The 26,895-nt window shown below is 54.4% G+C and carries 19 protein-coding genes; 10 read left to right on the top strand and 9 right to left on the bottom strand.

Annotated features, from left to right (window positions below):
• Nucleotides 1-59: 59 nt before the first annotated feature.
• Nucleotides 60-3,791 (bottom strand): DNA translocase FtsK, encoded by a 3,732-nt coding sequence (gene ftsK, locus FOY93_RS07555; RefSeq protein WP_143344887.1) that lies wholly within the window; start codon nt 3,789-3,791, stop codon nt 60-62.
• 135 nt (nt 3,792-3,926) lie between these two features.
• A complete protein-coding gene (lrp, locus tag FOY93_RS07550) occupies nt 3,927-4,421 on the bottom strand; it encodes a leucine-responsive transcriptional regulator Lrp (protein ID WP_000228469.1) in 495 nt (164 codons plus the stop codon).
• Between the two features lie 544 nt (nt 4,422-4,965).
• Here lrp and trxB point away from each other — a divergent pair.
• The 5 genes from trxB (at nt 4,966) to infA (ending at nt 10,789) form a co-directional block, all read left to right on the top strand.
• A complete protein-coding gene (trxB, locus tag FOY93_RS07545) occupies nt 4,966-5,934 on the top strand; it encodes a thioredoxin-disulfide reductase (protein ID WP_032638969.1) in 969 nt (322 codons plus the stop codon).
• Nucleotides 5,935-6,048: 114 nt separating this feature from the next.
• On the top strand, nt 6,049-7,815 hold the full coding sequence (cydD, locus tag FOY93_RS07540; protein ID WP_143344886.1) for a heme ABC transporter permease/ATP-binding protein CydD: 1,767 nt from the start codon (nt 6,049-6,051) through the stop codon (nt 7,813-7,815).
• A complete protein-coding gene (gene cydC / locus FOY93_RS07535; RefSeq protein ID WP_143344885.1) occupies nt 7,815-9,536 on the top strand; it encodes a heme ABC transporter ATP-binding protein/permease CydC in 1,722 nt (573 codons plus the stop codon). The genes cydD and cydC overlap by 1 nt, the downstream gene beginning before the upstream one ends.
• 45 nt (nt 9,537-9,581) lie before the next feature.
• Nucleotides 9,582-10,286, top strand: coding sequence for a leucyl/phenylalanyl-tRNA--protein transferase (gene aat / locus FOY93_RS07530; RefSeq protein WP_143344884.1), 705 nt, complete (start codon nt 9,582-9,584; stop codon nt 10,284-10,286).
• 284 nt (nt 10,287-10,570) lie between these two features.
• On the top strand, nt 10,571-10,789 hold the full coding sequence (infA, locus tag FOY93_RS07525) for a translation initiation factor IF-1 (protein ID WP_002211347.1): 219 nt from the start codon (nt 10,571-10,573) through the stop codon (nt 10,787-10,789).
• A gap of 195 nt (nt 10,790-10,984) precedes the next feature.
• Here infA and FOY93_RS07520 read toward each other — a convergent pair whose 3' ends face one another.
• Both FOY93_RS07520 and FOY93_RS07515 read right to left on the bottom strand, forming a co-directional pair.
• On the bottom strand, nt 10,985-12,511 hold the full coding sequence (locus FOY93_RS07520) for an aryl-sulfate sulfotransferase (RefSeq protein WP_143344883.1): 1,527 nt from the start codon (nt 12,509-12,511) through the stop codon (nt 10,985-10,987).
• 22 nt (nt 12,512-12,533) lie between these two features.
• Nucleotides 12,534-14,087: a bifunctional metallophosphatase/5'-nucleotidase gene (locus FOY93_RS07515; protein WP_143344882.1), complete on the bottom strand. Its 1,554-nt coding sequence runs from the start codon at nt 14,085-14,087 to the stop codon at nt 12,534-12,536.
• Nucleotides 14,088-14,179: 92 nt separating this feature from the next.
• Between FOY93_RS07515 and FOY93_RS07510 the strand changes: the two genes are divergently transcribed.
• On the top strand, nt 14,180-15,472 hold the full coding sequence (locus tag FOY93_RS07510) for a hypothetical protein (RefSeq protein WP_133294086.1): 1,293 nt from the start codon (nt 14,180-14,182) through the stop codon (nt 15,470-15,472).
• Nucleotides 15,473-15,774: 302 nt separating this feature from the next.
• Here FOY93_RS07510 and clpA read toward each other — a convergent pair whose 3' ends face one another.
• Nucleotides 15,775-18,054 carry an ATP-dependent Clp protease ATP-binding subunit ClpA gene (gene clpA / locus FOY93_RS07505; protein WP_014831269.1) on the bottom strand — a complete coding sequence of 760 codons (2,280 nt, stop codon included), beginning with the start codon at nt 18,052-18,054 and terminating at the stop codon, nt 15,775-15,777.
• A 27-nt stretch (nt 18,055-18,081) separates the two neighbouring features.
• Entirely contained in the window at nt 18,082-18,402 is a 321-nt protein-coding gene (clpS, locus tag FOY93_RS07500) for an ATP-dependent Clp protease adapter ClpS (RefSeq protein WP_006174393.1), read from the bottom strand.
• A gap of 267 nt (nt 18,403-18,669) precedes the next feature.
• On the opposite strand from clpS, the gene cspD reads away from it, so the two are divergent.
• Nucleotides 18,670-18,891 carry a cold shock-like protein CspD gene (gene cspD / locus FOY93_RS07495; RefSeq protein ID WP_008499993.1) on the top strand — a complete coding sequence of 74 codons (222 nt, stop codon included), beginning with the start codon at nt 18,670-18,672 and terminating at the stop codon, nt 18,889-18,891.
• 70 nt (nt 18,892-18,961) lie between these two features.
• Here cspD and macB read toward each other — a convergent pair whose 3' ends face one another.
• Both macB and macA read right to left on the bottom strand, forming a co-directional pair.
• Nucleotides 18,962-20,902, bottom strand: coding sequence for a macrolide ABC transporter ATP-binding protein/permease MacB (gene macB, locus FOY93_RS07490; RefSeq protein WP_133294085.1), 1,941 nt, complete (start codon nt 20,900-20,902; stop codon nt 18,962-18,964).
• Nucleotides 20,899-22,014, bottom strand: coding sequence for a macrolide transporter subunit MacA (macA, locus tag FOY93_RS07485; protein ID WP_127730241.1), 1,116 nt, complete (start codon nt 22,012-22,014; stop codon nt 20,899-20,901). The genes macB and macA overlap by 4 nt, the downstream gene beginning before the upstream one ends.
• Nucleotides 22,015-22,173: 159 nt before the next feature.
• Between macA and FOY93_RS07480 the strand changes: the two genes are divergently transcribed.
• Nucleotides 22,174-23,130, top strand: a complete 957-nt coding sequence (locus FOY93_RS07480) for a VirK/YbjX family protein (RefSeq protein WP_111963909.1) — start codon at nt 22,174-22,176, stop codon at nt 23,128-23,130.
• On the opposite strand, the gene FOY93_RS07475 is transcribed toward FOY93_RS07480, so the two are convergent.
• Nucleotides 23,127-24,785 (bottom strand): ATP-dependent endonuclease, encoded by a 1,659-nt coding sequence (locus tag FOY93_RS07475; RefSeq protein ID WP_115874620.1) that lies wholly within the window; start codon nt 24,783-24,785, stop codon nt 23,127-23,129. The genes FOY93_RS07480 and FOY93_RS07475 overlap by 4 nt on opposite strands.
• A 289-nt stretch (nt 24,786-25,074) precedes the next feature.
• On the opposite strand from FOY93_RS07475, the gene aqpZ reads away from it, so the two are divergent.
• Nucleotides 25,075-25,770: an aquaporin Z gene (aqpZ, locus tag FOY93_RS07470; RefSeq protein ID WP_133294083.1), complete on the top strand. Its 696-nt coding sequence runs from the start codon at nt 25,075-25,077 to the stop codon at nt 25,768-25,770.
• A 170-nt stretch (nt 25,771-25,940) separates the two neighbouring features.
• Entirely contained in the window at nt 25,941-26,840 is a 900-nt protein-coding gene (locus FOY93_RS07465; protein ID WP_111963907.1) for a LysO family transporter, read from the top strand.
• Nucleotides 26,841-26,895: the final 55 nt, after the last annotated feature.

The raw sequence follows: 26,895 nt of genomic DNA, 5'->3' as shown, positions 1-26,895 counted from the left end.
GGCGACAGAAGAAAATGCTTAATTTTGGCTGATTTACCCTTCTTTGCATACGCTGAAGGTTAATCAAACGGCGGCGGCGCCAGCACCTCGCGGTTACCGTTATGCCCCTGCTCGCTCACAATGCCCTGCGCTTCCATCTGCTCGATGATACGCGCTGCGCGGTTATAGCCGATGCGGAATTGACGCTGCACGCCTGAGATGGACGCTTTGCGTTTTTCGGTAACGAAGTTAACCGCCTGATCGAATAGCGGATCCAGCTCTTCACCACCGTCGAAGCCACCGCCGCCGCCTTCGCTTTCCGTATCGCTGGTAATGCCGTCAATATATTGTGGACGACCGCGCGCTTTCCAGTCCTGCACGACAGCGTGAACTTCCTCGTCGCGGACAAACGCACCGTGAACACGCACCGGAGAAGTGGAGTTCGGGCCGGAATAGAGCATGTCCCCCATTCCCAGCAGCGACTCTGCGCCGCCCTGATCAAGAATGGTACGGGAATCAATTTTACTTGATACGGTAAAGGCGATACGCGTCGGAATGTTCGCTTTGATAAGACCAGTGATAACGTCCACGGAAGGACGCTGGGTCGCCAGCACAAGGTGAATACCAGCCGCACGCGCTTTCTGCGCCAGACGGGCAATCAACTCTTCCACTTTCTTACCAACGGTCATCATCAGGTCAGCGAATTCATCGACCAGCACGACGATATAAGGCAGTTTTTCCAGCACCGGATGCTGGGCATCCATGCTGTCACCCGGCTTCCAGTAAGGATCCGGGATCGGACGTCCCATACGCACAGCCTGGGCGATTTTCTCGTTATAACCGGCCAGATTACGTACGCCCAACGCCGACATCAGCTTATAGCGACGCTCCATCTCATTGACGCTCCAGCGCAGGGCGTTGGCGGCGTCTTTCATGTCGGTGACCACTTCGGTCAGCAGATGAGGAATACCTTCATAGACCGACAGTTCGAGCATTTTCGGGTCGATCATGATGAAACGCACATCTTCCGGCTGCGCTTTATAGAGCATGCTGAGGATCATGGCGTTCACACCGACAGACTTACCGGAACCGGTAGTACCCGCGACCAGCAGGTGAGGCATTTTTGCGAGGTCTGCCACCACCGGATCGCCAGCGATATCTTTACCCAGCACCACGGTCAGCGGGGATGGGTTATCGCGGAATTTGGTGTTATCCAGCACTTCACGCAGGTAGACGGTCTGACGTTTCTTGTTCGGCAGCTCAAGACCAACGTAAGGTTTGCCCGGTATCACTTCCACCACACGTACCGCAACGGTCGACAAGGAACGCGCCAGGTCGCGGGACAGGTTAGAAATACGCGCGGCTTTAACGCCTGGCGCCAGGTTCAGTTCAAAACGGGTGATAACAGGGCCCGGCGAGTAGTTCACCACGTCAGCCTTGATACGGAAGTCGGCCAGACGGGCTTCCACCAGACGCGCCATCTGCTCCAGCGCGAAGGTATCGACGGGTTCCACTTCCGACGGCGGCGGCGTTAACAGATCCAGAGAAGGCAGCGGCGTGCTTGGACGCTGCAGCGGACGGCTGTCACCGTTACGCATCAGCAGCGGGTGAATCAGGCTCTCTTGCTGCTGAGGCGCAGGCTGCTGGAACTGCGGCGGCTGCGGTTGCTGAACTGGTTGTTGCGGTTGCGCATATGGCTGCTGAACGGGCTGCTGCGGCTGCGCATACGGCTGATGAACAGGTTGTTGCGGCTGTGCATAGGCCTGTGGTGCTGGCTGCTGGCGCACAGGCTCAACTTCCGGCATCACGCTCGGGGTAAATAAAGGCTCGCTCGGGCCATCATCCACCAGATCCTTCATCGGCGAGAATTCAAAATCAGACAGTGAGAACGGATTTGCACCAGCCGGTTGTTCACCGGAATAACGCTGCTGCTGGGTGGCGGCGAACTGGCGCGCTAATTCCGCTTCTGCAGCGTCATCTTCGTCTTCAGGCACAGGTTCATCGTGCTGATATTCTTCACCGTAGCGTTGATTCTGCTGCGCGGCGAACTGGCGGGCCAGCTCGTCCTGCTGCATCTCATCGGCGTCATCCTCGTACTCAGGCTCGCGCGCTTTCTCTTCCGCCATGCGCTGGGAAGGCAGCTTGATACCATAAGAGGCAAGTTCACGACGGGTTGGTACGCGAACGCGGTTAGGACGAGGCAGTTGCGGACCAATCCCCTCCTTCACCTGAGGACGTGGCGCGCCCCCTGTTGCCAGGCTAAAGACAGGTGCAGCCACGGCAGCGGCCTCGGTAGCCTGCTTCACGCTTTCCGCTACGGGTGCAACTACAGGTGTCGAGTCGACCGGTGGAACTGGGACAGAAGGCGCTTTCGTCACCGGCTCCTGCACCGGTTCAGGCACAGGCTGATACCAGGCGGCCAACTGTTCGCGTTCACGCGCGCGGCGCTCTTCGACTTCTTCAAAATAGTACAGCGGTGGACGGGCTGGCTTCACCTCTTCCACGATTTCAGGTTCAGGCTGCGGCGCTACATGAGGCTGCACAGGTTCAACCGGTTCAGGCACATACTCCTGATACGGTTGGGCCACAGGCTGTTCAAAGTGAGGGTAATCTTGCGGTTCATACGCAGGCTGCGGCGGCTGATATGGCTGCTGCCACTGCTCCTGCTGCACAGGGACATAGCTCTCTGGTTCAGGCGCGATAACGGGCTCCGGCGTGTGAACACCGGGAGCAGTCTGCCAGTCAACCTGAGGTTGCTGAATAACGGATTCCGGCGGCGAAACCGGCGCGGATGGCATCACGGCGTCGACAGGCGCGGCATACGCCTGCGCTGCGGTTGTCGCGGCTGCGGCTGCCGCAACCGGTTCAGTGACCGAATGACCGTTTAACAGCGGGTCGTATTCGTCAAAGTCCCCGGGTGTGGCCCGGCTGCCAGAGAAGAGCACATCGTCAGGATCGACTGCGACACCCGCAGCGCGATACGCCACCTGCTCGTCTTCATCCATGCGTTTACCGGAGAAGAGCGCCGCATCGGTTTTACGACCTAGCGGGTTGGCAAATTTCTCAGCAACACGCTGACGACGCGCCAGCGCGCCGCGCAGAATACGCGCACGACGAGATTCGCGACGCTGCACAGGCGCGTCATCTTCCTCTTCATCTTCGTACTCGTCTTCATCAACCCACGTATCGTCACGGCGGGTACGGTTGCTGGCGAAGGTCAGAATGGTGAGGATAAAACTACCAATTTTCTCGGCAATGCTCACCCATGACCAGCCGGTAAACAGCGTTAGCCCGGCCGCCCAAATGCACAGCAGCGCCAGCGTGCCGCCGCTGCTGTGCAGCATCGGCTGTAGCGCAGAACTGAGTAAGCTGCCGATTACACCACCAGAGGCGAAGTACCAGATATCATCCGCATTGATTGCCGCTAGCCCGCACGAAGTAAGGATCAGCGCCAGCGCGCCAATCAGGCGCAGCGACACGGCGAAATAGTCGATGTAATCATCGTTCTGACGATGACGCCACGCAAACCAGCAGCCGCCAATGATAATAACGGGGAGGGTGTAGGCCATCACACCGAAAATGAAAAGCAGCGTATCCGCCAGCCAGGCACCGGGGACACCGCCTAAATTATGGATAGGCTCATGCCATGCAGTTTGTGACCAGCTGGGATCTGAAGGATTGAAACTGAATAAGGCTGCCATCAGCCAGACGGCAAAAAGGGCGATAACAATCAGCAAAGCCTCGAGGAGACGACGTCCGCTGCTTAGCTTCGATAGTGTGACTTCTTTGTCTTCAGTGTATTCCTGGCTCAAAAAAGGCTCTCCAGGTATCAGGCATATCCTGCCTTTTTGCTAAAACGGACAACAGCGCCGGGACTCCCCGGCACTGTTGCTGTATGGATTAACAGGAGTGTAATCAAACTAAGCTGATTTTGCACCTGTTCCGTGTTAGCGCGTCTTAATAACCAGACGATTGCTCTGTTTGACCTCTTCCATCACCACATATGTACGGGTGTCGTTCACGCCTGGCAGACGCAGCAGGGTTTCCCCCAGCAGCTTACGGTAGGCGGACATATCAGGCACTCGGGTTTTCAACAGGTAGTCGAAATCACCAGACACCAGATGACACTCTTGAATTTCTTCAAGTTTTTGTACAGCGGCGTTGAATTGTTCAAACACATCCGGCGCACCACGATTCAGAGTAATCTCAACAAATACCAGAAGTGAGGCATCCAGATAATGCGGGTTCAACAGAGCAGTGTAGCCCTGAATGAAACCCTGTCTTTCCAGTCGGCGCACACGCTCAAGGCACGGCGTCGGGGAAAGTCCCACACGTTTTGAAAGCTCGACGTTGGAAATACGCCCATCCTTTTGCAATTCATTAAGAATGTTACGATCGATACGGTCGAGATCTTTGCCAGGGCGCTTCTTGCTATCTACCATTATTATTGTCTCTCTGTATTCCTTCCCTACTCCTGCCTGGACCCTGTGCACATCACTGTTCAGAGCCTGTACCCGTTAGTCATCACATCGCCTGATTATGTAATAGACGCGATGCGGATTCGGGTTCTGTTGGTAAGAAGACCGTTGCCCGAAGGCTGTCACCGACATCACGTATGGCGTCTGTCCACGCCATGCGTAGATTTCACTGACCCGGTAAAAATGGCATTTACGTGCATGCCTATGCGGCATACGGTTAACGCGGTTTTTTTTCTTCCTTGAATGTTTTCGCAAAAGCGCAGGGGATTGTCAAAGCAAAACATCGTTTTTTAGTACAACATGCCGGATATTCATTACGGCAGGGTATTAATCCTCATTTTATTGCCTTAGAAACGACCGCTTTTATCGAGAAAGCGTGAGGTTATCGCGCGCTATTCATCGTCCATGGCTATTACACAGATTGATATCAAAATTGCTGCGCTCTTTTTTTACGGCAACAAATTCCCTACAATCCAGCCAAATGTCTGCCAACAACAATGGGGATCTCATGGGCACGGCCAAACACAGTAAGCTGCTAATCCTTGGTTCTGGACCTGCGGGATATACCGCAGCGGTCTATGCTGCACGCGCTAACCTGCACCCGGTACTCATTACCGGTATGGAAAAAGGCGGTCAGCTGACCACCACCACCGAAGTGGAAAACTGGCCAGGGGACCCGAACGACCTGACCGGGCCGCTGCTGATGGAACGTATGCACGAGCATGCCGCTAAATTCGAAACCGAAATTCTGTTCGACCACATCAATAAGGTCGATCTGCAGAACCGTCCGTTCCGCCTGACGGGCGACAGCGGCGAATACACCTGCGACGCGCTGATCATCGCCACGGGTGCTTCTGCCCGTTACCTCGGTCTGCCATCCGAAGAAGCGTTCAAAGGCCGCGGCGTCTCTGCCTGCGCAACCTGCGACGGTTTCTTCTACCGTAATCAGAAAGTCGCGGTCATCGGCGGCGGCAACACCGCAGTGGAAGAAGCGCTCTATCTGGCAAACATTGCCTCTGAGGTGCACCTGATCCACCGTCGCGAAACCTTCCGCGCGGAGAAGATCCTGATCAAACGTCTGATGGATAAAGTAGCAAGTGGCAACATCGTGCTGCATACCAACCGTACCCTGGAAGAGGTGACGGGAGACCAGATGGGCGTTGCCGGTCTGCGTATCCGTGATACCCAGAACACTGATAACGTTGAAACGCTGGAAGTGGCGGGCCTGTTTGTGGCGATCGGTCACAGTCCGAACACCGCGATCTTCGACGGTCAGCTGGAGCTGGAAAACGGCTACATCAAAGTGCAGTCCGGCATTCACGGTAATGCGACCCAGACCAGCATCCCGGGTGTGTTCGCGGCCGGCGACGTGATGGACCATATTTATCGTCAGGCGATTACTTCTGCGGGCACCGGCTGTATGGCCGCGCTGGACGCTGAACGCTACCTCGATGGACTGGCTGAACAAGGTAAATAATCTTTACAAGTCAGTAACAAACGTAAATAAAGGCGGCGATAAGTCGCCTTTATTGTCTCCCCGTTGTAACATTGCGCTGCCCAACTTCTAATAACGTCACCTGCAAAGTACGCAATGGAAAAAACCCGTCAACAAGAGTTAACACGCTGGCTGAAACAGCAAAGCGTTATTTCCCGCCGCTGGCTTACGATTTCCCGCCTTTTGGGGTTCGTTAGCGGTCTGTTGATTGTTGCCCAGGCATGGCTGCTGGCCCGCATTCTTAATCACATGATCATGGAGAACATCCCGCGCGAAGCGCTCCTGCTGCCCTTTATTGTCCTGATCCTGATTTTTGTTCTGCGCGCCTGGGTGGTATGGCTGCGTGAGCGCGTCGGTTTTCACGCCGGACAGCACATCCGTTACGAGATCCGCCGTCAGGTGCTCGATCGTCTTCAGGAAGCCGGGCCCGCCTGGATCCAGGGTAAACCGGCCGGTAGCTGGGCGACGCTGATCCTTGAGCAGATTGACGATATGCATGACTACTACGCGCGCTATCTGCCGCAGATGGCCCTTGCCGTCTTCGTTCCGCTGCTGATCGTTATCGCTATCTTCCCGGTGAACTGGATGGCGGCGCTGATTCTGATGGGAACCGCCCCGCTGATCCCACTGTTTATGGCGCTGGTCGGGATGGGGGCAGCGGATGCCAACCGCCGTAACTTCCTGGCATTGGGTCGCCTGAGCGGCCATTTCCTCGATCGTCTTCGCGGCATGGAGACATTGCGCATTTTTGGCCGCGGTGAAGCGGAAACCGAAAATATTCGCCTGGCGTCACAGGACTTCCGTCAGCGCACCATGGAAGTCTTACGCCTCGCCTTCTTATCTTCCGGCGTACTGGAATTCTTCACCTCGCTGTCGATTGCCCTCGTGGCGGTCTACTTCGGCTTCTCTTACCTCGGCGCGCTGGATTTCGGCCATTACGGCACGGCGGTGACCCTTTCTGCCGGTTTCCTGGCGCTGATCCTGGCGCCGGAATTTTTCCAGCCGCTTCGCGATCTGGGAACCTTCTATCACGCCAAAGCGCAGGCGGTTGGCGCCGCCGATAGCCTGAAAACGTTTCTGGAAACGCCGCTGGCCCACCCGGAGCGGGGTGACGTAACGCTGAATGCTAAAGATCCGGTGACGATTGAAGCGCAGGACTTTTCCATTCTGTCGCCCGAAGGCAAAGTCCTCGCCGGTCCGCTGAACTTTACCTTACCTGCCGGACAACGCGTGGTGCTCGTCGGCACCAGCGGTTCCGGGAAAAGCTCTCTGCTGAACGCGCTATCCGGTTTTATGGCCTACACGGGTTCACTGCGGATCAACAAAACCGAACTGCGCAACCTCGAGCCTGACGCCTGGCGTAAACAGCTCAGTTGGGTAGGACAAAACCCGCAGCTCCCGGCTTCTACGCTGCGTGAAAACGTGCTTCTGGCCCGCCCGGACGCGCGTGAAGATGAGCTGCAATCGGTTCTCGACCGCGCCTGGGTCAGCGAATTTCTGCCTCTGCTGCCGAAAGGGGTGGATACCGTGGTCGGCGATCAGTCCGCCGGGCTGTCGGTCGGGCAGGCGCAGCGCGTGGCCGTTGCCCGAGCGCTGCTTAACCCATGCCAGCTGATGCTGCTGGACGAGCCCGCAGCAAGCCTGGATGCCCACAGCGAGCAGCGCGTAATGGAGGCCCTGAACGCTGCCTCCCGGCAGCAAACCACGCTGATGGTTACCCACCAGCTGGAAGGCATTGCCGACTGGGACCAGATCTGGGTCATGGAGAACGGTCGTATTGTTGAGCAAGGCGATTACGCCTCTCTCGTTGCCGCCCAGGGACCATTTGCCGCCCTGCTGGCGAACCGTCAGGAGGATATCTGATGCGCGCTCTGCTGCCTTATCTTGCGCTCTATAAACGCCATAAATGGATGCTGACGCTGGGGATTGTGCTGGCGATTGTCACGCTGCTCGCCAGCATTGGCCTGCTCACGCTTTCTGGCTGGTTTCTGTCGGCCTCGGCCGTCGCGGGGTTCGCCGGATTATACAGCTTCAACTATATGCTTCCGGCGGCAGGGGTTCGCGGTACCGCCATCACCCGTACTGCCGGACGCTATTTCGAACGCCTGGTGAGCCACGACGCCACCTTCCGCGTGCTGCAGCACCTGCGTATCTACACCTTCAGCAAACTGCTGCCCCTCTCCCCTGCCGGGCTGGCGCGTTTTCGTCAGGGCGAGTTGCTTAACCGCGTGGTGGCGGATGTCGACACGCTGGATCACCTTTATCTGCGCGTAATTTCCCCCATCGTGGGCGCGTTTGTGGTGATTGTGGTGGTTACGCTGGGGCTGTCTGTTCTGGATGTTCCCGTTGCGCTGACGCTGGGCGGGATAATGCTGTTAACGCTTATCGTTCTGCCGCCGCTGTTTTACCGCGCCGGGAAATCCACCGGGGAAAACCTGACTCGTCTGCGTGGGGACTATCGTCAGCAGCTGACCTCCTGGCTTCAGGGCCAGGCAGAGCTGACCATTTTTGGTGCCAGCAAGCGCTACCGCGCCCGCATGGAAAGTACGGAGCTAAACTGGCATGAAGCCCAGCGCCGCCAGTCGGAACTGACGGCCTTTTCTCAGGCGCTAATGATGCTAATCGGCGGTGTGGCGGTGATTGCCATGCTGTGGCTGGCTTCCGGCGATATCGGGGGAAATACACAGCCGGGTCCTCTTATTGCCCTTTTCGTTTTCTGTGCGCTGGCCGCATTTGAAGCGCTGGCCCCGGTGACGGGCGCCTTCCAGCACCTGGGTCAGGTAATCGCCTCTGCCCTGCGCATCACCCAGATCGCCGAGCAGGAACCGGAAGTTACGTTCAGTGCCGGGCAGACCGCGGTACCTGAGCAAGTTGCGCTGACGCTTGACGATGTCACCTTCAGCTATGACAAACAGGCACAGAACGCGCTGGAGGGTATCACCCTTTCTGTTAATGCCGGACAGCGGATTGCGATCCTCGGCCGTACCGGCTGCGGTAAATCGACGCTGCTGCAGCTGCTGACCCGCGCCTGGGATCCGCAGCGCGGTCAGATTCGTTTTAATAACACGTCGCTGATCGATTATAGCGAGCAAGCCCTGCGCAAAACCGTCAGCGTCGTTCCGCAGCGCGTGCATCTGTTTAGCGCCACCCTGCGCGATAACCTGCTGCTGGCAGCCCCAGAGGCCACTGATGATACGCTTCGCGCCGTGCTGGAGCAGGTCGGGCTGCAAAAACTGCTTGAGGACGACGGGCTGAACAGCTGGCTGGGCGAAGGCGGCCGTCAGCTCTCCGGCGGTGAACTGCGCCGTCTGGCAATTGCGCGCGCGCTGCTGCACAATGCGCCGCTGATGCTGCTTGACGAGCCCACCGAAGGGCTTGACGCCACGACCGAGAGCCAAATCCTTGATTTGCTGGCCAATGTCATGACCGGTAAAACCGTCCTGATGGTCACGCATCGCCTGCGCGGACTGGCGAGTTTTGATCGGATAATTGTGATGGACAACGGACACATTATTGAGCAAGGTAGTCACGCAGAGCTGTTGGCGAAACAGGGTCGCTACTACCAGTTTAAACAGCGTCTGTAGACTATATTTGTAGCGTCCTCACTCGCGTACTGGAGTTTTGCTGTCATGCGCCTGGTCCAGCTTTCTCGTCATAACATCGCGTTCCCTTCTCCGGAAGGGGCGCTGCGTGAGCCCAATGGGCTGTTGGCCCTTGGCGGTGACCTCAGTCCTGCTCGACTATTGATGGCATACCAGCGCGGTATCTTCCCCTGGTTTTCTCCCGGCGATCCGATTTTATGGTGGTCTCCCGATCCGCGCGCCGTGCTGTGGCCAGATCAGTTTCACCTGAGCCGCAGCATGAAGCGTTTCCATGCAAAATCACCGTACCGCGTCACCCTTAATCACGCCTTTGGTCAGGTCATTGAAGGCTGTGCCGAAGACCGCTTTGAGGGAACATGGATAACCCGCGATATTATTACCGCCTACCACCAGCTTCATGAGCTTGGCTACGCCCACTCAATCGAGGTGTGGGACGGCGGAGCACTCGTCGGCGGCATGTATGGCGTGGCGCAGGGCACGCTGTTTTGCGGTGAGTCGATGTTCTCCCGCGCGGTTAACGCCTCGAAAACGGCGCTGCTTGTCTTCTGCCAGGCATTTGCCCAGCGCGGCGGACGCCTGATCGATTGTCAGGTGCTCAACGAGCACACGGCCTCTCTCGGTGCCGTTGAGATCCCGCGACGCCAGTACATTGAGCATCTGGATGTCAGCCGTCAGGAGAAGCTCCCCCGCGACTTCTGGATACCGAGAACGCTCTTTATGCCCAATGCCTAAATGTTTTCCGCATATTTTTTGTGAGGGTGTTATAATTATGCCGCAGAGTAGCTTCTGCCTGTTGCCCCGCCGCCGTTTGGGACCCTCGCTTCAGATAACGTCCTGACGTTTATCCTGTTGTCTCCCCTTTACGAATGCGCTTCCTGTTCGGTTGTACCGTGACGCTTGGGCAATGCGCCGAAACTGTTTTGCTGCGTTTTAATCGCGCAATTCTTTACTTAATTGATGAATTTCGGCATTATCTTGCCGGTTCAAAACTTGGTAGTGATACCCCAGAGGATTAGATGGCCAAAGAAGACAATATTGAAATGCAGGGTACCGTACTTGATACGTTGCCTAATACCATGTTTCGCGTAGAGCTGGAAAACGGTCACGTGGTAACTGCGCACATCTCCGGTAAAATGCGCAAAAACTACATCCGCATTTTGACGGGCGACAAAGTGACTGTTGAACTGACCCCGTACGACCTGAGCAAAGGCCGCATTGTCTTCCGTAGTCGCTAATTGTTTTCGCCTGTAATGGCAGATGAATATTAAATAAGGCCGGGATTTTCCCGGCCTTACTTTTTTGTGCTGCAGGCGATTATTTGACCATTCGATTCAGCCTCAGGGCTGTCTGTTCGACAGCAATGCCAGCCACTGAAAGTGACCGACATTAGCAGCCGCAATGTCCTTAAATGGCTGTGTCTCGCTATGCTTTCAGCCGTTTGCCACCTGGTAACCTATATTTATCAAAGCATCAAGCTCGTCTTTCGCAAACAACCTTGCCCGATAGCACTCTCCTGGGAACTCGGGATAGCCATCCAGAGTACAAATCAGATCGTAGATTGTGGCAATAATATGGCCTGTCGCATCACTGATAAAGAAAGAGCGAGCGTGGTTGGTGTAGATGCCATAGTAGTCACCATAATCGATTGCAGCCCCCATAAAATCAGTGATTTGAGGAACGCGAGAGGAAGGTAACTGGATAATGCTACCTGTCTGAGTTGCTGTTTTGGCAACCAGATCAACAGCATAGAACATGACCCTTGCAGGATCGGTTTTGTAAACATCAGCCGTTGGATCAAGAGTAATATCACGAGTAACCGCGTTTCCTTCATTATCAACGCAGGAGCGATTATCAAATAGCGAAAGAACGAATTTGCCTTCGGCCTCATTGTTTAACCCAGCAAAAGCGCTATTTTTAGTGACGAATACGGTATGAGCACCATTTTCAAAATTCGTAATACCGGAAGTTTCTATCTGCGTAACGCCCTGCCCCGCTGCGAAACCAGGGTTAAATCCACCGGTATTAATACTCCATAATATCGTACCATCGGCAGGAGAAATACCAAACGTCAGGCCTGCAGAGCGAGTATGGACAACAATCGCTTCAGAGTTTGCTTCACCCTCGGGGATCCAGGAAAGCGAGTTAAGGTGAGCATCGTTTGTCGGGCTATTATTCAGGATCTGCGTATTATCGAATGCACGCGTATAATTTTTTGCCCACAGCATCATGCCTGTCTTTTCATCAAATTTTAGAATTGATGCATCCTGCCTCATCGTATTGGTCGAACGATCCGGGTTATCATTACCAATCATGAAGAGATTACCGGCTGAATCCCAGATCAGATCGTGGGTATTAGCATAGCGGTTGCCATCGCGGTCACGTAAATCAAATTCCAGAATCTCATTGCCTAAAATATCAATTTTAAAAAAACGTCGGCCATACCAGTGTTCATCTTCATCACTGCCGATATAGAAATAACCATTATGCGTTTTTAACATCTGATTACGATAGGGCTGAGCATAATAGCAACGAAGATCGCCATTTTGGTCGTAACCATCACAATTGGTGGTCATTAACCAACTGTTTCCCCATACGGCCGCAAACTTAGTGGGATCCATTTGCTCAATATCGATATGGAATATTGTCGCATCGCGATAGACTTGTTCCTGTGTGCTTACCTGAATGGTTTGATTAAAAATTTCCACTCCGCTAAGGTTTTTAAAAACAACCTGCACTTGATTAAGATAGTTTGCGTACAGTCCAATAACCGGAATTTTTACCTCAGATAGAGAGATAATGTCATTTGATGAATACGTAAAATCTAAACTTGATGCGCTAGTTAATCTTCCCAGAACTGTATAGGAATATGTTACCGCTTCATCAATTCTAAACTTCAGATATACTGCAAGCTGGTTATTTGCAGGCGCGAGATCCATTCCAAGATAGGTAATTGCCATGTTGTTCACCTGTTATTAAGTATTACTGTTCAACTTCTTTTACACGCATTTCTTTCACCTGTTGGGGAATGATCTTATTTCCTTTTACCAGATAATCAATAACCGCATCAGAAAGGTTATACCCACCTTTTACCTGTTTGTTCTGACCATCGATAAATGCGGTAAAACCATCGCCCCCAGGGGCAAGGAAACTATTTGTCGCTACGCGATAGGTATCAGTATCTACAATAGGCTTGCCATTAAGCGTAAATAGCACAACGCGGTGCCCAACAGGTTTATGTTGGTCGTATCGCATTTCCAGTCCTTTCGACATCTGCAAAACACCATTTGTAAGTGACGCTCCGTGTTCCATAAGATTGCGTAAGGATTTCCCTTTCAAATCCATGACAGTTAGCTCATTTGGAAACGGAAAAGCGCTGATAACATCGCCAAGGGTTATCGGACCGGCATTCAAGTCTGCGCGAAGACCACCTGAATTAGTGAGCGCCAGCTGCGCATCAGGCGCTGCAGCAAGCATTGCATCGGTAAATAAATTTCCAAGTGAAGATGACTCACCATAGGCGCGCGTAAGCGTAACAGGCGTCTCACCAACTTTTTGGCGAACCGTTTCGGACAGTTTTTTATTCCAGGTATCAATAACGCTCTGAGTTGCCGGATCGGGTTTCCATTCATCGGCATACAGGGTTTTAAGTTCGAAGCTTTTTATTTTATGGTGATGCGTTTTTAGATCCACATCGAGAACCAGCTTACCGATATCAATCCCCCCACTGTCAGTCGAAAGTACCAACGTGTTGCCTACTTTGAGCGGCTCCACTGTTCCAACATGCGCATGTCCGGTAATCAGAATATCCAGGCCCTTCACCTGCTTCGCCGTCTGAATATCCTTATCAAGGGCGCGCTTCACGTCTGTATTGCCGATACTGGACTGGCGTGCAGGGAAACCTTCATGCATAAGTGCAACGGTAATATCCACTTTTCCACGGAGTTCATCCAGATAATGCTGGAGATATTTCACCTCGTCACGCGCTTCAATCCCCTGACGCATTGACGAAGAAACGGTATCATCGAATGCAAACACGCCGTGCAACCCAATAACCCCAATTTTAATGCCATCCTTTTCGATGATGGTATAAGGATTATTCCAGAAGAGGACATTACTGTTTTTATAAAAGACGTTCCCTAACAGTATCGGGAATTTAGCCTGACTGAGCTGTATAAGCGTATTATCCCAACCATGATCGAACTCATGATTGCCGACAGACGCAGCATCAAATGACATTGTATTCATAATATCTATGATTGCCTTCCCTTTTGTCAGGCTACTGATATACGGGCCGGCAAAATAATCCCCAGCATCGAAATAAAAAGTAGCCTTATTGTTTTTCTTTTCTTGCTTAACGTATGTTGCAATATTTGCAAAGCCACCCACAGCTCTTTTTCCCTCTGCAACATAGGGGAGTTTATAAGGCTCAACATGGGCATGTAGATCATTAGTATAAATGACGGTAACGTCCTGCGCTGGACTTAGCGAAGCATATCCCGACAATAATAAAACTGCGATTACTGTTTTTTTCATATTTCAACTCTCTAATTAAAAGAAGAGTTTCATTATCGATTAGCAAAAAACAGATTTTGTGAACTTTCTCACGGCATATCAAAAAGAGAGGCGTGAAAATCATCGACTCACAAAATCAGTTGGTGATATGCATGGAATGCGCTCCAAAAATAGACCTGAATGTTTGTAAAAGCTGGTCATGCCCTAATCTTGGAATACCCGATGCGAGTGATTATGTTGTTCCTGTTTATCGTCTCGGCTACGCTGCTCTTGAATGTCAAAAATGTGGCAGCCTTCCGCCCTTGTTTAATAAAAAAGAATGTGACGAGTGGTTCAGACACTTCATGCAACAAAAATTGGGAAATACAGGACAAGGTTGTCCTCGCTGTTTTACAACTCGCATCATTCACTATGGATACACAAAAGCCAGAACCCCACGCCTTCAATGTTGTACCTGCCGCTATGTGTTTACTCCACACTATGACAATGCTCAATGCCAGGATAAAAATATCACCCTTCTTTCCCGGCTCGAACAAGGGGTGCACTCTGGTGAAACGACAAATCAAAGGGTCCTTGCGCAAGCGGTTAACGGGTTCGAGCACGATCTGCATGTTTCATTCCCTGCGCTAACAAGGGTGTCAACGACCACAATGGTTCTACCGTTTCAGGGTCATTCTGCGAGGCAAAAACTGTATGTTGTGATCAGTGCCGATGCTGACTCCGGCAAAATAATTCAAATAACAACCAACTATTGCGACTGGAAGGCAGGCGATTCGTTGCTCTATAAAAGCTCACAGCCCAACCCTTCTGCGATATTACCGTCGAGCGATGTTGATCTTATTCGTGAACAAGAGAAGCAATTTCTGACGCGGAGTCAGTTTGATGAAATTCAGTACGGTAGCGCCGAACTTAAGCGAAACGACCGGGGAAGCATAGTCCGTCCTGTCATAACCATACACAGTCATTTTCAGCGATTAAAACGACGGTTCCCGGGTGTAACCGATCATTATCTCGCGCATGAGTGCGTCTTGCGTGGCGGTGCAATTACGGCCTGGTCAACAGAGGTTCGCCGCGGAAAAACCAATCTGTGGTTTGTGTCTGAAAAGCCTGAAAACGCCATGCTCTCTGAAAAGTCATTTTACCTGACTGGCAGCTGGAAAATGGGATGGTGGAAGAATGTATGGGAGCGCTGGGATAATGGCAAGAGATGCAAGATGATTGGCCTACTAACCGGACAGCAAAGTACAGCGGAACCTGCTTTGATTACGCTTGCACCCTGCACTGCATTTGGTGCCTGGCTGAAAGCCCATCCATGGTCATTACAGTGTCATAACTATGGAGCCCGGGTTGTGAGCCAGCATTTAGTGGGTCTTGGCTGTATTTATAACCAAAAATTGATTCTGTGAGCCCGTATTTTACGTCTTATAGACCGGCTCCAGGCAATAACATACGTTTAGGTGTGCACGTAAGATTGTCAATTCATACACTTACAGGATGCCAGTCCTGACACCTGATTTGCAGGTTCGCCGCCATTTTATTACTGTGGATTTATCCAGAAACCAACGTCGAACAAAAGTGGAAAGCGCCTCGCAAAATTCCTCTGCGGCCTGATGCCGTCATCCCGACCCTCTCCCACTGGGAGAGGGAGAAAAGCAGGAATAAAAAAACCGGGCAAATGCCCGGTTTCTAACATTAGCCTTCCACTCACTCAGTGAGCCGCTTCCGGCTTGTGCTTCGCCGCACTCTGGAAATCGTACGTCAGTTCGTTCTTCGCCTGATCCAGCGCCACGGTCACCTGGCCGCCGTCCACCAGCGAGCCAAACAACAGCTCGTTCGCCAGCGGTTTCTTCAGGTTGTCCTGAATTACACGCGCCATTGGACGGGCGCCCATCGCACGGTCGTAGCCTTTCTCGGCCAGCCAGTTTCGAGCCTCCTGGCTCACTTCCAGCGACACGCCTTTCTGATCCAGCTGTACCTGCAGCTCGACGATGAACTTATCCACGACCTGATGGATCACCTCGGTAGACAGGTGATCGAACCAGATAATGTTGTCCAGACGGTTACGGAACTCCGGCGTGAAGATCTTCTTGATCTCCTCCATCGCATCGGTGCTGTTATCCTGGTGGATCAGGCCGATGGACTTACGCTCGGTTTCTCGCACCCCGGCGTTAGTGGTCATTACCAGCACCACGTTGCGGAAGTCAGCTTTGCGCCCGTTGTTGTCGGTCAGCGTCCCGTTGTCCATCACCTGCAGCAGGATGTTGAACACGTCCGGGTGCGCTTTCTCGATTTCATCGAGCAGCAGTACCGCGTGCGGGTGCTTGATCACCGCGTCGGTGAGCAGGCCGCCCTGGTCAAAGCCCACGTAGCCCGGAGGCGCACCAATCAAACGGCTGACGGTGTGACGCTCCATATACTCGGACATATCAAAGCGCAGCAGCTCAATGCCCAGCGCTTTGGAAAGCTGAACCGTTACCTCGGTTTTCCCCACGCCGGTCGGGCCGGCAAACAGGAAGGAACCGACAGGCTTGTGCTCATGCCCCAGTCCGGCACGGGCCATCTTGATCGCTTCGGTTAAGGCCTCAATGGCTTTATCCTGACCAAAGACCAGCATTTTCAGGCGATTACCGAGGGTGCGCAGCGTGTCGCGATCGCTCTGAGAGACGCTCTTCTCAGGGATACGCGCGATGCGGGCCACCACGGACTCAATATCCGCCACGTTAACGGTTTTCTTACGCTTGCTGGCCGGCATCAGGCGCGCACGCGCCCCGGCCTCATCAATCACGTCAATCGCCTTATCCGGCAGATGACGGTCGTTGATGTATTTCACCGCCAGCTCCACCGCCGCACGCACCGCTTTCGCGGTATAACGCACGTCGTGGTGCGCTTCGTACTTCGGCTTCAGGCCGTTGATGATCTGCACCGTTTCCTCGACGGACGGTTCGGTCACGTCGATTTTCTGGAAGCGGCGCGCCAGCGCACGGTCTTTCTCAAAGATGTTGCTGAACTCCTGGTAGGTGGTGGAGCCAATCACGCGGATCTTGCCGCTGGAGAGCAGCGGTTTGATCAGGTTAGCCGCATCCACCTGGCCACCGGAGGCCGCACCTGCCCCGATGATGGTGTGAATTTCATCGATAAACAGGATGCTGTTGGTGTCCTGCTCCAGCTGTTTCAACAGCGCCTTGAAGCGTTTTTCAAAATCACCGCGGTATTTCGTACCCGCCAGCAGCGAGCCGATATCCAACGAGTAGATGGTGCAGTCGGCAATCACTTCCGGCACGTCGCCCTGCACAATGCGCCAGGCAAGCCCTTCGGCAATCGCGGTTTTACCCACGCCTGACTCCCCCACCAGCAGCGGGTTGTTCTTGCGGCGACGGCACAGCACCTGGATCGCGCGCTCCAGCTCTTTATCGCGACCAATCAGCGGGTCGATACCGCCAACGCGAGCAAGCTGGTTAAGGTTGGTGGTGAAGTTTTCCATACGATCCTCCCCGCCTGCTTGCTCTTCATTGTTATTGACCTGATTGCTGGAATCCGATGCCTGGTTAGGCTCGTCTTTGCGCGTTCCGTGAGAAATAAAGTTAACCACGTCGAGGCGGCTGACTTCGTGTTTGCGCAGCAGATAGGCAGCCTGTGACTCCTGCTCGCTGAAGATGGCGACTAAGACGTTTGCGCCAGTCACTTCGCTACGCCCGGAAGACTGGACGTGGAATACCGCGCGCTGCAGCACGCGCTGGAAGCTGAGCGTCGGCTGCGTGTCGCGCTCTTCTTCACTGGCTGGCAGCACCGGTGTGGTTTGTTCGATGAAGGCTTCGAGTTCCTGACGTAGCGCCACCAGATCCACGGAGCAGGCTTCCAGCGCTTCGCGGGCAGATGGGTTGCTAAGCAGTGCGAGCAGTAAATGCTCGACGGTCATAAACTCATGTCGGTGCTCACGCGCTCTGGCGAAAGCCATGTTTAAACTGAGTTCCAGTTCTTGATTGAGCATAGGCACCTCCCCCAATTTTATGCCTTATCAGGCCTTTTCCAGCGTACACAGCAACGGATGCTCGTTCTCCCTCGCATAGTCGTTCACCATCGCCACTTTGGTTTCCGCCACTTCGGCTGTGAAGATGCCGCAGATAGCTTTGCCACGATAATGAACGGTAAGCATCAGTTGCGTTGCACGTTCTACATCATAAGAAAAGAACTTTTGTAGCACGTCAATAACAAATTCCATCGGCGTGTAATCATCGTTCATTAACATAACTTTATACATAGATGGCGGTTTTAGCGCGTCGCGCACTTTGTCTTCCGCCAGCTGGTCAAAATCCAGCCAATCGTTGGTCTTACCCATTATGCATAACCACTTTGAATCTACCTCAGATGTTAGATAACAATCATCTATTACTGTCATCCGCGATGTCTGTCACAAACTGTTGCAATAGCGTTAACTGCTTCAAACTTTGGTTGATTATTGTCCCATCTCCAGCGCCAAACGCTTGACGACTTCTTTCGTTTCTCTAAATTGTACAAGCGTGAGATGGCGAGGTTTTGAACAGCCCCCACTCCACCACCGGTTCATTCCATCTTAACTTATAAGATTTACGAAGGATGTCGAAGCATGGAAATGGGTACTGTTAAGTGGTTCAACAACGCCAAAGGGTTTGGCTTCATCTGCCCCGAAGGCGGCGGCGAGGATATCTTCGCTCACTATTCCACCATTCAGATGGATGGTTACAGAACGCTCAAAGCCGGGCAGTCCGTCCGGTTCGATGTTCACCAGGGACCAAAAGGCAATCATGCCAGCCTTATCGTCCCCATTGAAGCTGAGACGGTTGCATAGCTCTCTGTTTTATTGTGTACATCCCGCAGTCAAAATGCCAGCCCGATCGGCTGGCATTTTTATTTTCGGGTTATTCCCGAGCCAGCGCGTCCACCGGATCCAGCCGCGCCGCGTTGCGGGCGGGCAACCAGCCAAACAAAATGCCGGTAAAGGTTGAACACAAGAATGCGGTAATAATGGCCACCGGCGAGAAGCCAATCTCCCAGCCGGGTAAAAAGAGCTGAAGCGCGAAGGCGATCATCATCGAGAGCGCAATCCCCATCGCACCGCCGACCAGACACACCAGCACGGCTTCAATCAAAAACTGCTGCAGCACGTCGCTGGCCCGGGCCCCGACCGCCATGCGGATGCCAATCTCCCGGGTACGTTCGGTTACCGACACCAGCATGATGTTCATCACCCCGATACCGCCGACGACCAGCGAAATCACCGCCACCAGCGTGAGGAACAGCTGAAGAGTACGTGTGGTCTTTTCCGCCGTTTTCAAGAGGCCGTCCATATTCCAGGTGAAGAAATCTTTCTTCCCGTGGCGCAGGGTTAACAGCCGCTCAAGCTGCTGTTCGGCCAGCGCGCTGTCGTAGCCCTCCTTCACGCGCACGGTGATGGAGTTGAGCCAGGACTGCCCCATAATCCGCCCGGAGATGGTGGTATAGGGCAGCCAGACGCGCAGGATCTTGCTGCTGCCAAACATCGACTGCTTCTCTTCCGCCACGCCGATAACCGTGGCAGGCATGTTGCCGACCAGGATCACTTCGCCCACCACGTTGGCTTTATTGGGGAAGAGCTGTCTGCGCGAATTCGCGTCCAGCACCACCACCTGCGCCCTGCCCGCCAGCTGCTCGGCGTTGAAGGTGGCGCCTTCGCTGAAGGTCATACCGTAGACGTTGAAGTAGTCTCCGCTCACGCCGTTCGCGTTGGCTGCCACGTCAACATTGCCCACGCGCAGGCGCAGGTTCTGCGACACCGCAGGCGTGGCGGAGTTGACCCATGGCTGCTTCTGAATGGCCGCCAGGTCGTCGTATTTCAGCGCCTGCTGATACTGCGGCTCGTCGTCCCCGAAGTCTTTGCCGGGATAGACGTCAATGGTATTGGTGCCAATAGCGCGGATATCTGCCAGCACCAGCTGCTTGGCCGCGTCGCCCACCACCACAATCGACACCACCGAGGCAATACCGATGATGATGCCGAGCATCGTCAGCAGGGTACGCATTTTATTGGCCGCCATCGCCAGCCAGGCCATGGTCAGCGCTTCACGAAAGCCGCTGGAAAATTGTCCCCAGCCGGTTGATGCTGGCAACGCTTCTTTAGATGCCGCTGCTCTGGACTCACGCGGCGGCGGGTTGCTGACCAGCTCGCCGTCGCGGATCTCAATTATGCGCTCCGCCTGCGCCGCCACCTGCGGATCGTGGGTCACGATGATGACGGTGTGCCCCCGATCGCGAAGCTGGTGCAGGATCGCCATCACCTCTTCGCCGGAATGGCTGTCGAGCGCCCCGGTCGGCTCATCCGCGAGGATCACCTGCCCGCCGTTCATCAGGGCACGGGCAATACTCACGCGCTGCTGCTGCCCGCCGGACAGCTGCGAGGGCTGGTATTCAACCCGCTCCGCCAGCCCCAGACGCGTCAGCAGCATCTGCGCGCGTTCGAGCCGTTTTTTCCGCTCGACGCCCGCATAGACCGCCGGAACTTCAACGTTCTGCGCCGCATTAAGATGAGAAAGCAGATGGTAACGCTGGAAGATAAAGCCGAAATGTTCCCGGCGCAGCTTCGCCAGCGCGTCACCGTTCAGCGTGGAGACATCCGTTCCGGCCACGCGGTACGTGCCGCTGGTGGGTTTATCCAGACAGCCGAGAATGTTCATCAGCGTCGATTTACCGGAACCCGATGCCCCGACAATCGCCACCATCTCGCCCGCCTCCACGCGCAGGGAGATGCCCTTCAGCACCTCCACCGGGCCGTCGCCCGACGGATAGCTGCGACGAATGTCCTTCAGCTCAAGCAGCGCCGTCATTTGGCGGCTCCGGGCAGGCTTTCGCTGACAACAACCTCCTCGCCCTCTTCCAGTCCTTTCACCACCACCACGTCGGTGTCGTTGCGCGCGCCTATCACAACCTCACGCTCGCGCGTTTCGCCGTTGCGCAGCACTTTCACTTTATAACGGCTATCCCCGGCGGATTCGCCGAGCGCGGAGAGCGGAATGGTCAGCACGTTCTTCACGCCGGTCAGCTGGATATGCACCTGTGCGGTCATGTCCAGACGCAGCACGCCCTGCGGGTTTGGCACCTCAAAGCGGGCATAGTAAAAAATAGCGTCGTTAACTTTTTCCGGCGTCGGCAGAATGTCTTTCAGCACGCCTTCGTAGCGCGTCTGCGGATCACCCAGCACCGTAAACCAGGCGTTCTGTCCCGGCTTAAGATGGATAACATCCGCCTCTGAAACCTGGGCTTTGACCAGCATAGTGCTCATGTCCGCCAGCGTCAGAATGTTTGGCGCCTGCTGCGCGGCAATCACCGTCTGGCCCTGCAGCGTAGTGATCTGGGTCACTTCACCCGCCATGGGCGCGACGATTTTGGTGTAGTCGAGGTTGGTTTTTGCCGTATCCAGCGAGGCCTGATTGCGCTTGATTTGCGCGTCAATCGTGCCAATCTGCGCCTGTTTCACCGCCAGTTCCGTGGTGGCCGTGTCTAAATCCTGCTTCGAAATCGCCTGGGTTTTGGCCAGCGCCTGCTGTCGGGTCAGCGTCACCTGCGCCAGGTTACGTTCTGCCAGCGCCTGCGCACGCTGCGCGCGCAGCTCCATCAGCGTGGCTTCCACCTCGCGGATCTGGTTCTCAGCCTGCTCAGGGTCGATAACGCCGAGCAGCTGGCCTTTTTTCACCTTATCGCCAATCTCAACCGACAGCGTTTTCAGCTGGCCGCTAACCTGCGCGCCGACGTCAACCTTGCGCAAAGCGTCAAGCTTGCCCGTCGCAAGGACGTTTTGCTGCAGTTCGCCCGGGCGAACAATCAGTGTCTGATACTGCGGCACCGGCGCATTCAGCACCTGCCATAGCCAGTACCCACCGACTAAAACCACGACCGCCAGCAGCAGAAACAGCGTTCTGCGTTTTCCCTTGAGATTCATAAATATTCCAAATAAATGTTCTGGCAATTATAAATGTTGATTCTATCTAAACGACTCCTCAACGAAACCCCTGTTCTCTGAAATCGCCCTAATTTGTTTACGAGACGTTGACATTTCTCCTGTTGAAATAGCGATATTCCAAAAGGATCAGGATCTACCATGTCTTCTATCGTCGACACATCACTTTCAAACCTGCCGCAGCCTAAATCCGGCTGGCAGCTCTTCAAAAAACTGGCTTTCGGTGAGATCGCGCCCGGGCTGGCATGGGAAAAAACCGCCTACAGACGTAAGTTCATGCTGCGTTCACTGGCGACACCGCTCAGCACCGCTCGCCTGCTGTCTGACCTTGCAGAACATCCGCACCTGATGCAAATGCTCCAGGTTCAGCCGGGACTGCCCTGCCGCCTTCATCGTCCGTGGTTGACGGTCAATATGGATAGACAGCGTACGCTGGAATCGCTGTCATGGCACTATCAGATGATGTGTCGCCAGCTGCCGGCAAAGCTGACCAGTGGTTACCTTTCAAAGCAGGGCGTGACTCTGCTGACCTTAACCGGAAAAGATGAACAGCAATTTACCGTCCGTCTGTGTGCCGATGCGTTTATGGATAAAGAGGGAGAAGCTACCCTCGTTTTCTGTGACGGTCAAAATACGGCGCTGGCGGAGATGACCTTTACCCTCTGCCAGTTTGAGGGAAAATCGACGCTGTTCATTGGCGGTTTGCAGGGCGCAAAAGCGCATGTTCCGCATGAGCTGATCCAGGGTGCGACGAAAGCCTGCCATGGCCTGTTCCCGAAACGTCTGCTGGTCGAGGCCGCCATGACCCTCGGCGCCGCGTTCCCGGTAGAGCAAATTGTCGCGGTCAGTAACGATACGCACATTTACCGCAGCTGGCGCTACCGCAAGAAAAAAGAGGGGAAACTGTTGGCCGATTACGACAGTTTCTGGATCTCCATCGGCGGTGAAAAGCAGGACAGCGGTAACTTTATGCTGCCGCTCGTCATGCCGCGTAAACCGATGGAAGAGATCGCCAGCAAAAAGCGTTCCGAATATCGCCGCCGCTACGAGCTGCTGGATAGCCTGATTCAGCAGGTGAAACAGGCGACCCAACGTTAATCCGCTCTCCCGCGAGCCAGCCACAGCACGCGGGAGAACATCTTCCGCAACAGGGTCGGTACCGCCTCCACGCCCCGCCTCCCCGCCTCCGTCGCCACTTCAATGGCTAAATCCGGTTTTGAGGAACGATGAATAGCTTTGGCGATCACGCGCCGCATATTCATCGGGACATCGACCGGCACCATGGCAATTCGGTGGAATACGTCGTCAAACCCCTGACGATACATAAAGTGTTCCATGTCCATGGCGGGCAGCATAGTTAAATGGTCGCGCTCTTCCTCTCGCTCGTTACTCAGCAGGCTTCGCACGGTCGAGGCATATTTTTTGCCCGCCTCATCGCCGTCGACCAGAACGTGCCACTCGATACCCATCCGGCGGGCAAATTTTATCAGCGGCTTTAATCCCGACTGGGCGAACTCGATTACCTTGATGCCTTCCGCATCAAAATGGTGGCCGCACTGGCGCGCCAGTTCGTTGATGACCCAGGTTTCCGTTTCCCCCTCAACCAGCAGCCAGCAGCGGGCAAAGAGCGACGACGCCCGGTTAAAGCGAATATGGAACGCGATGCGCCGCCCGTCTTCCGCGTTCAAACCGCCCGGCCCAAGCCGGAAAGCAGAGACGCGGGAGGATTCACGCACCAGGCGACAGACGTGTTCTACCGGCGTCAGCGATAATAGCTCCCCGGAATTGGTGGTCGTAATACGCTGGAGCGGCAGCAGATTCAGCAGATGCCATGCCACGGAGAGCATGATGGGATGGAGGCGCGTTTCCGGGTCTTCCACCAGCAGCAGCGGTCGGGCGTCCCGGTCAAGACGAACGGTGCCTTTGGCCTGCAGAAGCGTTGAAAACAGCCCCAGCAGAATCACCCGATGGGTACGACCTCCGGGCCGGTCGATCATCCGGTTAATGATGTCGAGATAACGCCAGCTTCGCTGCTCATCATGAGAGCGGCGGCGCATCAGGCGATGGCGCGACTCAGACGTTCCCTGTTCGGAAAAATAGTGCTCCAGAAGCTGTACCATTGCGGACAACCCCTGACGAATTTGACCATCAGTAAGATTCTGCGGACGCGACACCAGCTCTCTTGCCAGAAAATCCAGCTCGCGGGCGGTGACTTCCACTTCCGGCATATTGGGTACGGTACCGTTACGAATACGCCGCATAAAACGCGCATCGCGCAGGCGTAACACAGGCGTCAGACGGATCAGGTGACGGGCCAGATCGTCGATATTGTCCAGCGGGATGGGGTTAGCTTTCTCATCGAGAAAATCACGCAGGGTGAGTACCCCCTCGTTCTCCGCCATCTCACCTTCCAGCCGGTAGAAAATCCGTTGAAAACCGTCATCGCACGGCACCCAACAGGGTGACAGCGGGCGGAAGCGACGCACGCGGTGACGTCCGGGCTCGGATTCGCGGAACGTCAGGATGATGTGCAGGTGCTTCTCGCGCCCCGTCACGTCGCCGGGGGGAAACCAGAAATCGTCGCGAACAAAGTGATACAGATCGTCCTCGGGCGAAAGCAGTAGCGTCAATGCATCCAGCAGGCTGGACTTGCCCCACGCGTTCTCGCCGATCAGGACGTTGTTTTGCTCCAGCTGCAGTGACAGGCGGTTAATACCGCGAAACCCGACAATTTCCACACGTTCGAGAAGCATAAATCCCCCGACAAATGATCACTTTTTCCTTCAAGTTATCAGCAGTATAGCGGGAGGTGCTCTGTCACGACAGCATAACATTCACCCTTACAAGAATTGGTCTATGCTCTATTTACCGCTGATTTGAACAAGGATTGACATCACATTGCCTTAAATCAAATTAATCGAATTTATTTAAGTGGCGAAGGGATGTTGTTGGTTTCTAAAATACGGGCTCTTCGAGTCGTCATCCCTTTATGGCGATATATCCCGCGCGCGGGAAAGCGTGCGGAAAATTTTTGAGGTGGTTATGTTTAGAAAATTGGCAGCAGAATGCTTTGGTACATTCTGGCTGGTATTTGGTGGCTGCGGTAGTGCCGTTCTGGCAGCAGCATTCCCGGAATTAGGCATTGGTTTTGTCGGCGTCGCGCTGGCTTTTGGTTTAACCGTATTAACCATGGCGTTTGCCGTCGGGCATATTTCCGGCGGTCATTTTAACCCGGCCGTGACGTTAGGTTTATGGGCCGGCGGTCGTTTTTCGGCGAAAGAGGTAATTGGTTATATTGTGGCGCAGGTGGTTGGCGGTATTATTGCGGCTGGCGTTCTGTACGTGATTGCCAGCGGTAAAGCCGGGTTCGACGCGGCGGCCAGCGGCTTTGCCTCTAACGGCTTCGGCGAGCATTCTCCGGGCGGCTACTCCATGTTGTCTGCCATCGTGATTGAAATTGTGCTGACCGCCGGCTTCCTGCTGGTGATCCACGGCGCAACCGACAAACATGCGCCGGCTGGTTTTGCCCCGATTGCCATTGGTCTGGCGCTGACGCTTATCCACCTGATTTCTATTCCGGTCACCAACACCTCCGTTAACCCGGCACGCAGTACCGCCGTCGCCATCTTCCAGGGCGGCTGGGCGCTCGAGCAGCTGTGGCTGTTCTGGGTGATGCCAATTATCGGTGGTATCCTGGGCGGCGTGCTGTACCGCACCCTGCTGGAAAAACGCGATTAATTGCTCGCGGTGTCGGGTGGCGCTAACGCTTACCCGACCTACGTGAGAGTGCAATTGTAGGCCGGGTAAGGCGTAGCCGCTACCCGGCTTTCTTTTGTCGCTTTACTGAACAGCCTTTATTGGGTAGTGTCACTGGCGCTTAACCGATACTCAAAAAGGACCGGCTGTTCATGTTTTCAGGACTCCTCATCATTTTGTTGCCCTTGATCGTGGGCTATCTTATTCCGCTCCATCGTGAATCCGCATTAAGGCTCATTAATCGATTCCTCAGCTGGATTGTCTACGTGATTCTTTTCTTTATGGGGATTAGCCTGGCATTTCTGGACAACCTGTCAGCGAATTTACTCTCAATTCTCCATTATTCTGTCGTCACCGTAGTCGTTATTTTGCTGTGCAATATTGCCGCACTGCTGTGGCTGGAACGCACTATTCCATGGAAAAATCACCATCATCAGGAAAAGCTTCCTTCACGAATTGCAATGGCGCTTGAATCATTAAAATTATGCGGCGTCGTGGTGCTCGGCTTTCTTCTTGGGCTGACCGGTTGGGCTTTTTTACAGCACGCGACAGAGGCCAGTGAATATACGCTGATCTTCCTGCTGTTCCTGATTGGTATTCAGCTGCGAAATAATGGCATGACCCTGAGGCAAATTGTCCTGAACCGTCGGGGAATGATGGTTGCCGTCATTGTTGTCGCCAGTTCCATGGTGGCGGGCGTCATTAATGCCTTTGTGCTCGATCTGCCGCTGAAAACCGGCCTGGCGATGGCGTCAGGTTTTGGCTGGTACTCCCTCTCCGGTATTCTGCTTACTGAATCATTCGGCCCGGTGATCGGTAGCGCCGCCTTCTTTAACGATCTGGCGCGAGAGCTGATCGCCATCATGCTGATCCCGAGCCTGGTTCGCCGCAGTCGTTCTACCGCGCTGGGCCTGTGCGGTGCGACGTCGATGGACTTTACCCTGCCGGTATTACAACGCTCCGGGGGGCTGGAGATGGTGCCCGCGGCTATCGTTCACGGCTTCATTTTAAGCCTGCTGGTTCCGGTTCTGATGGCCTTTTTCTCAGCCTGATACTTCTTTGGCGGTAGGTTTCCTGCCGCCAAAATTGCGCTAAATCAATCTCCCT

The organism is Enterobacter sp. 18A13, assembly GCF_007035975.1.
GTDB classification, from domain to species: Bacteria; Pseudomonadota; Gammaproteobacteria; order Enterobacterales; family Enterobacteriaceae; genus Enterobacter; species Enterobacter vonholyi.
Note: the sequence above shows the minus strand (reverse complement) of the source record. Positions and strands in the feature narration are given on the sequence as shown.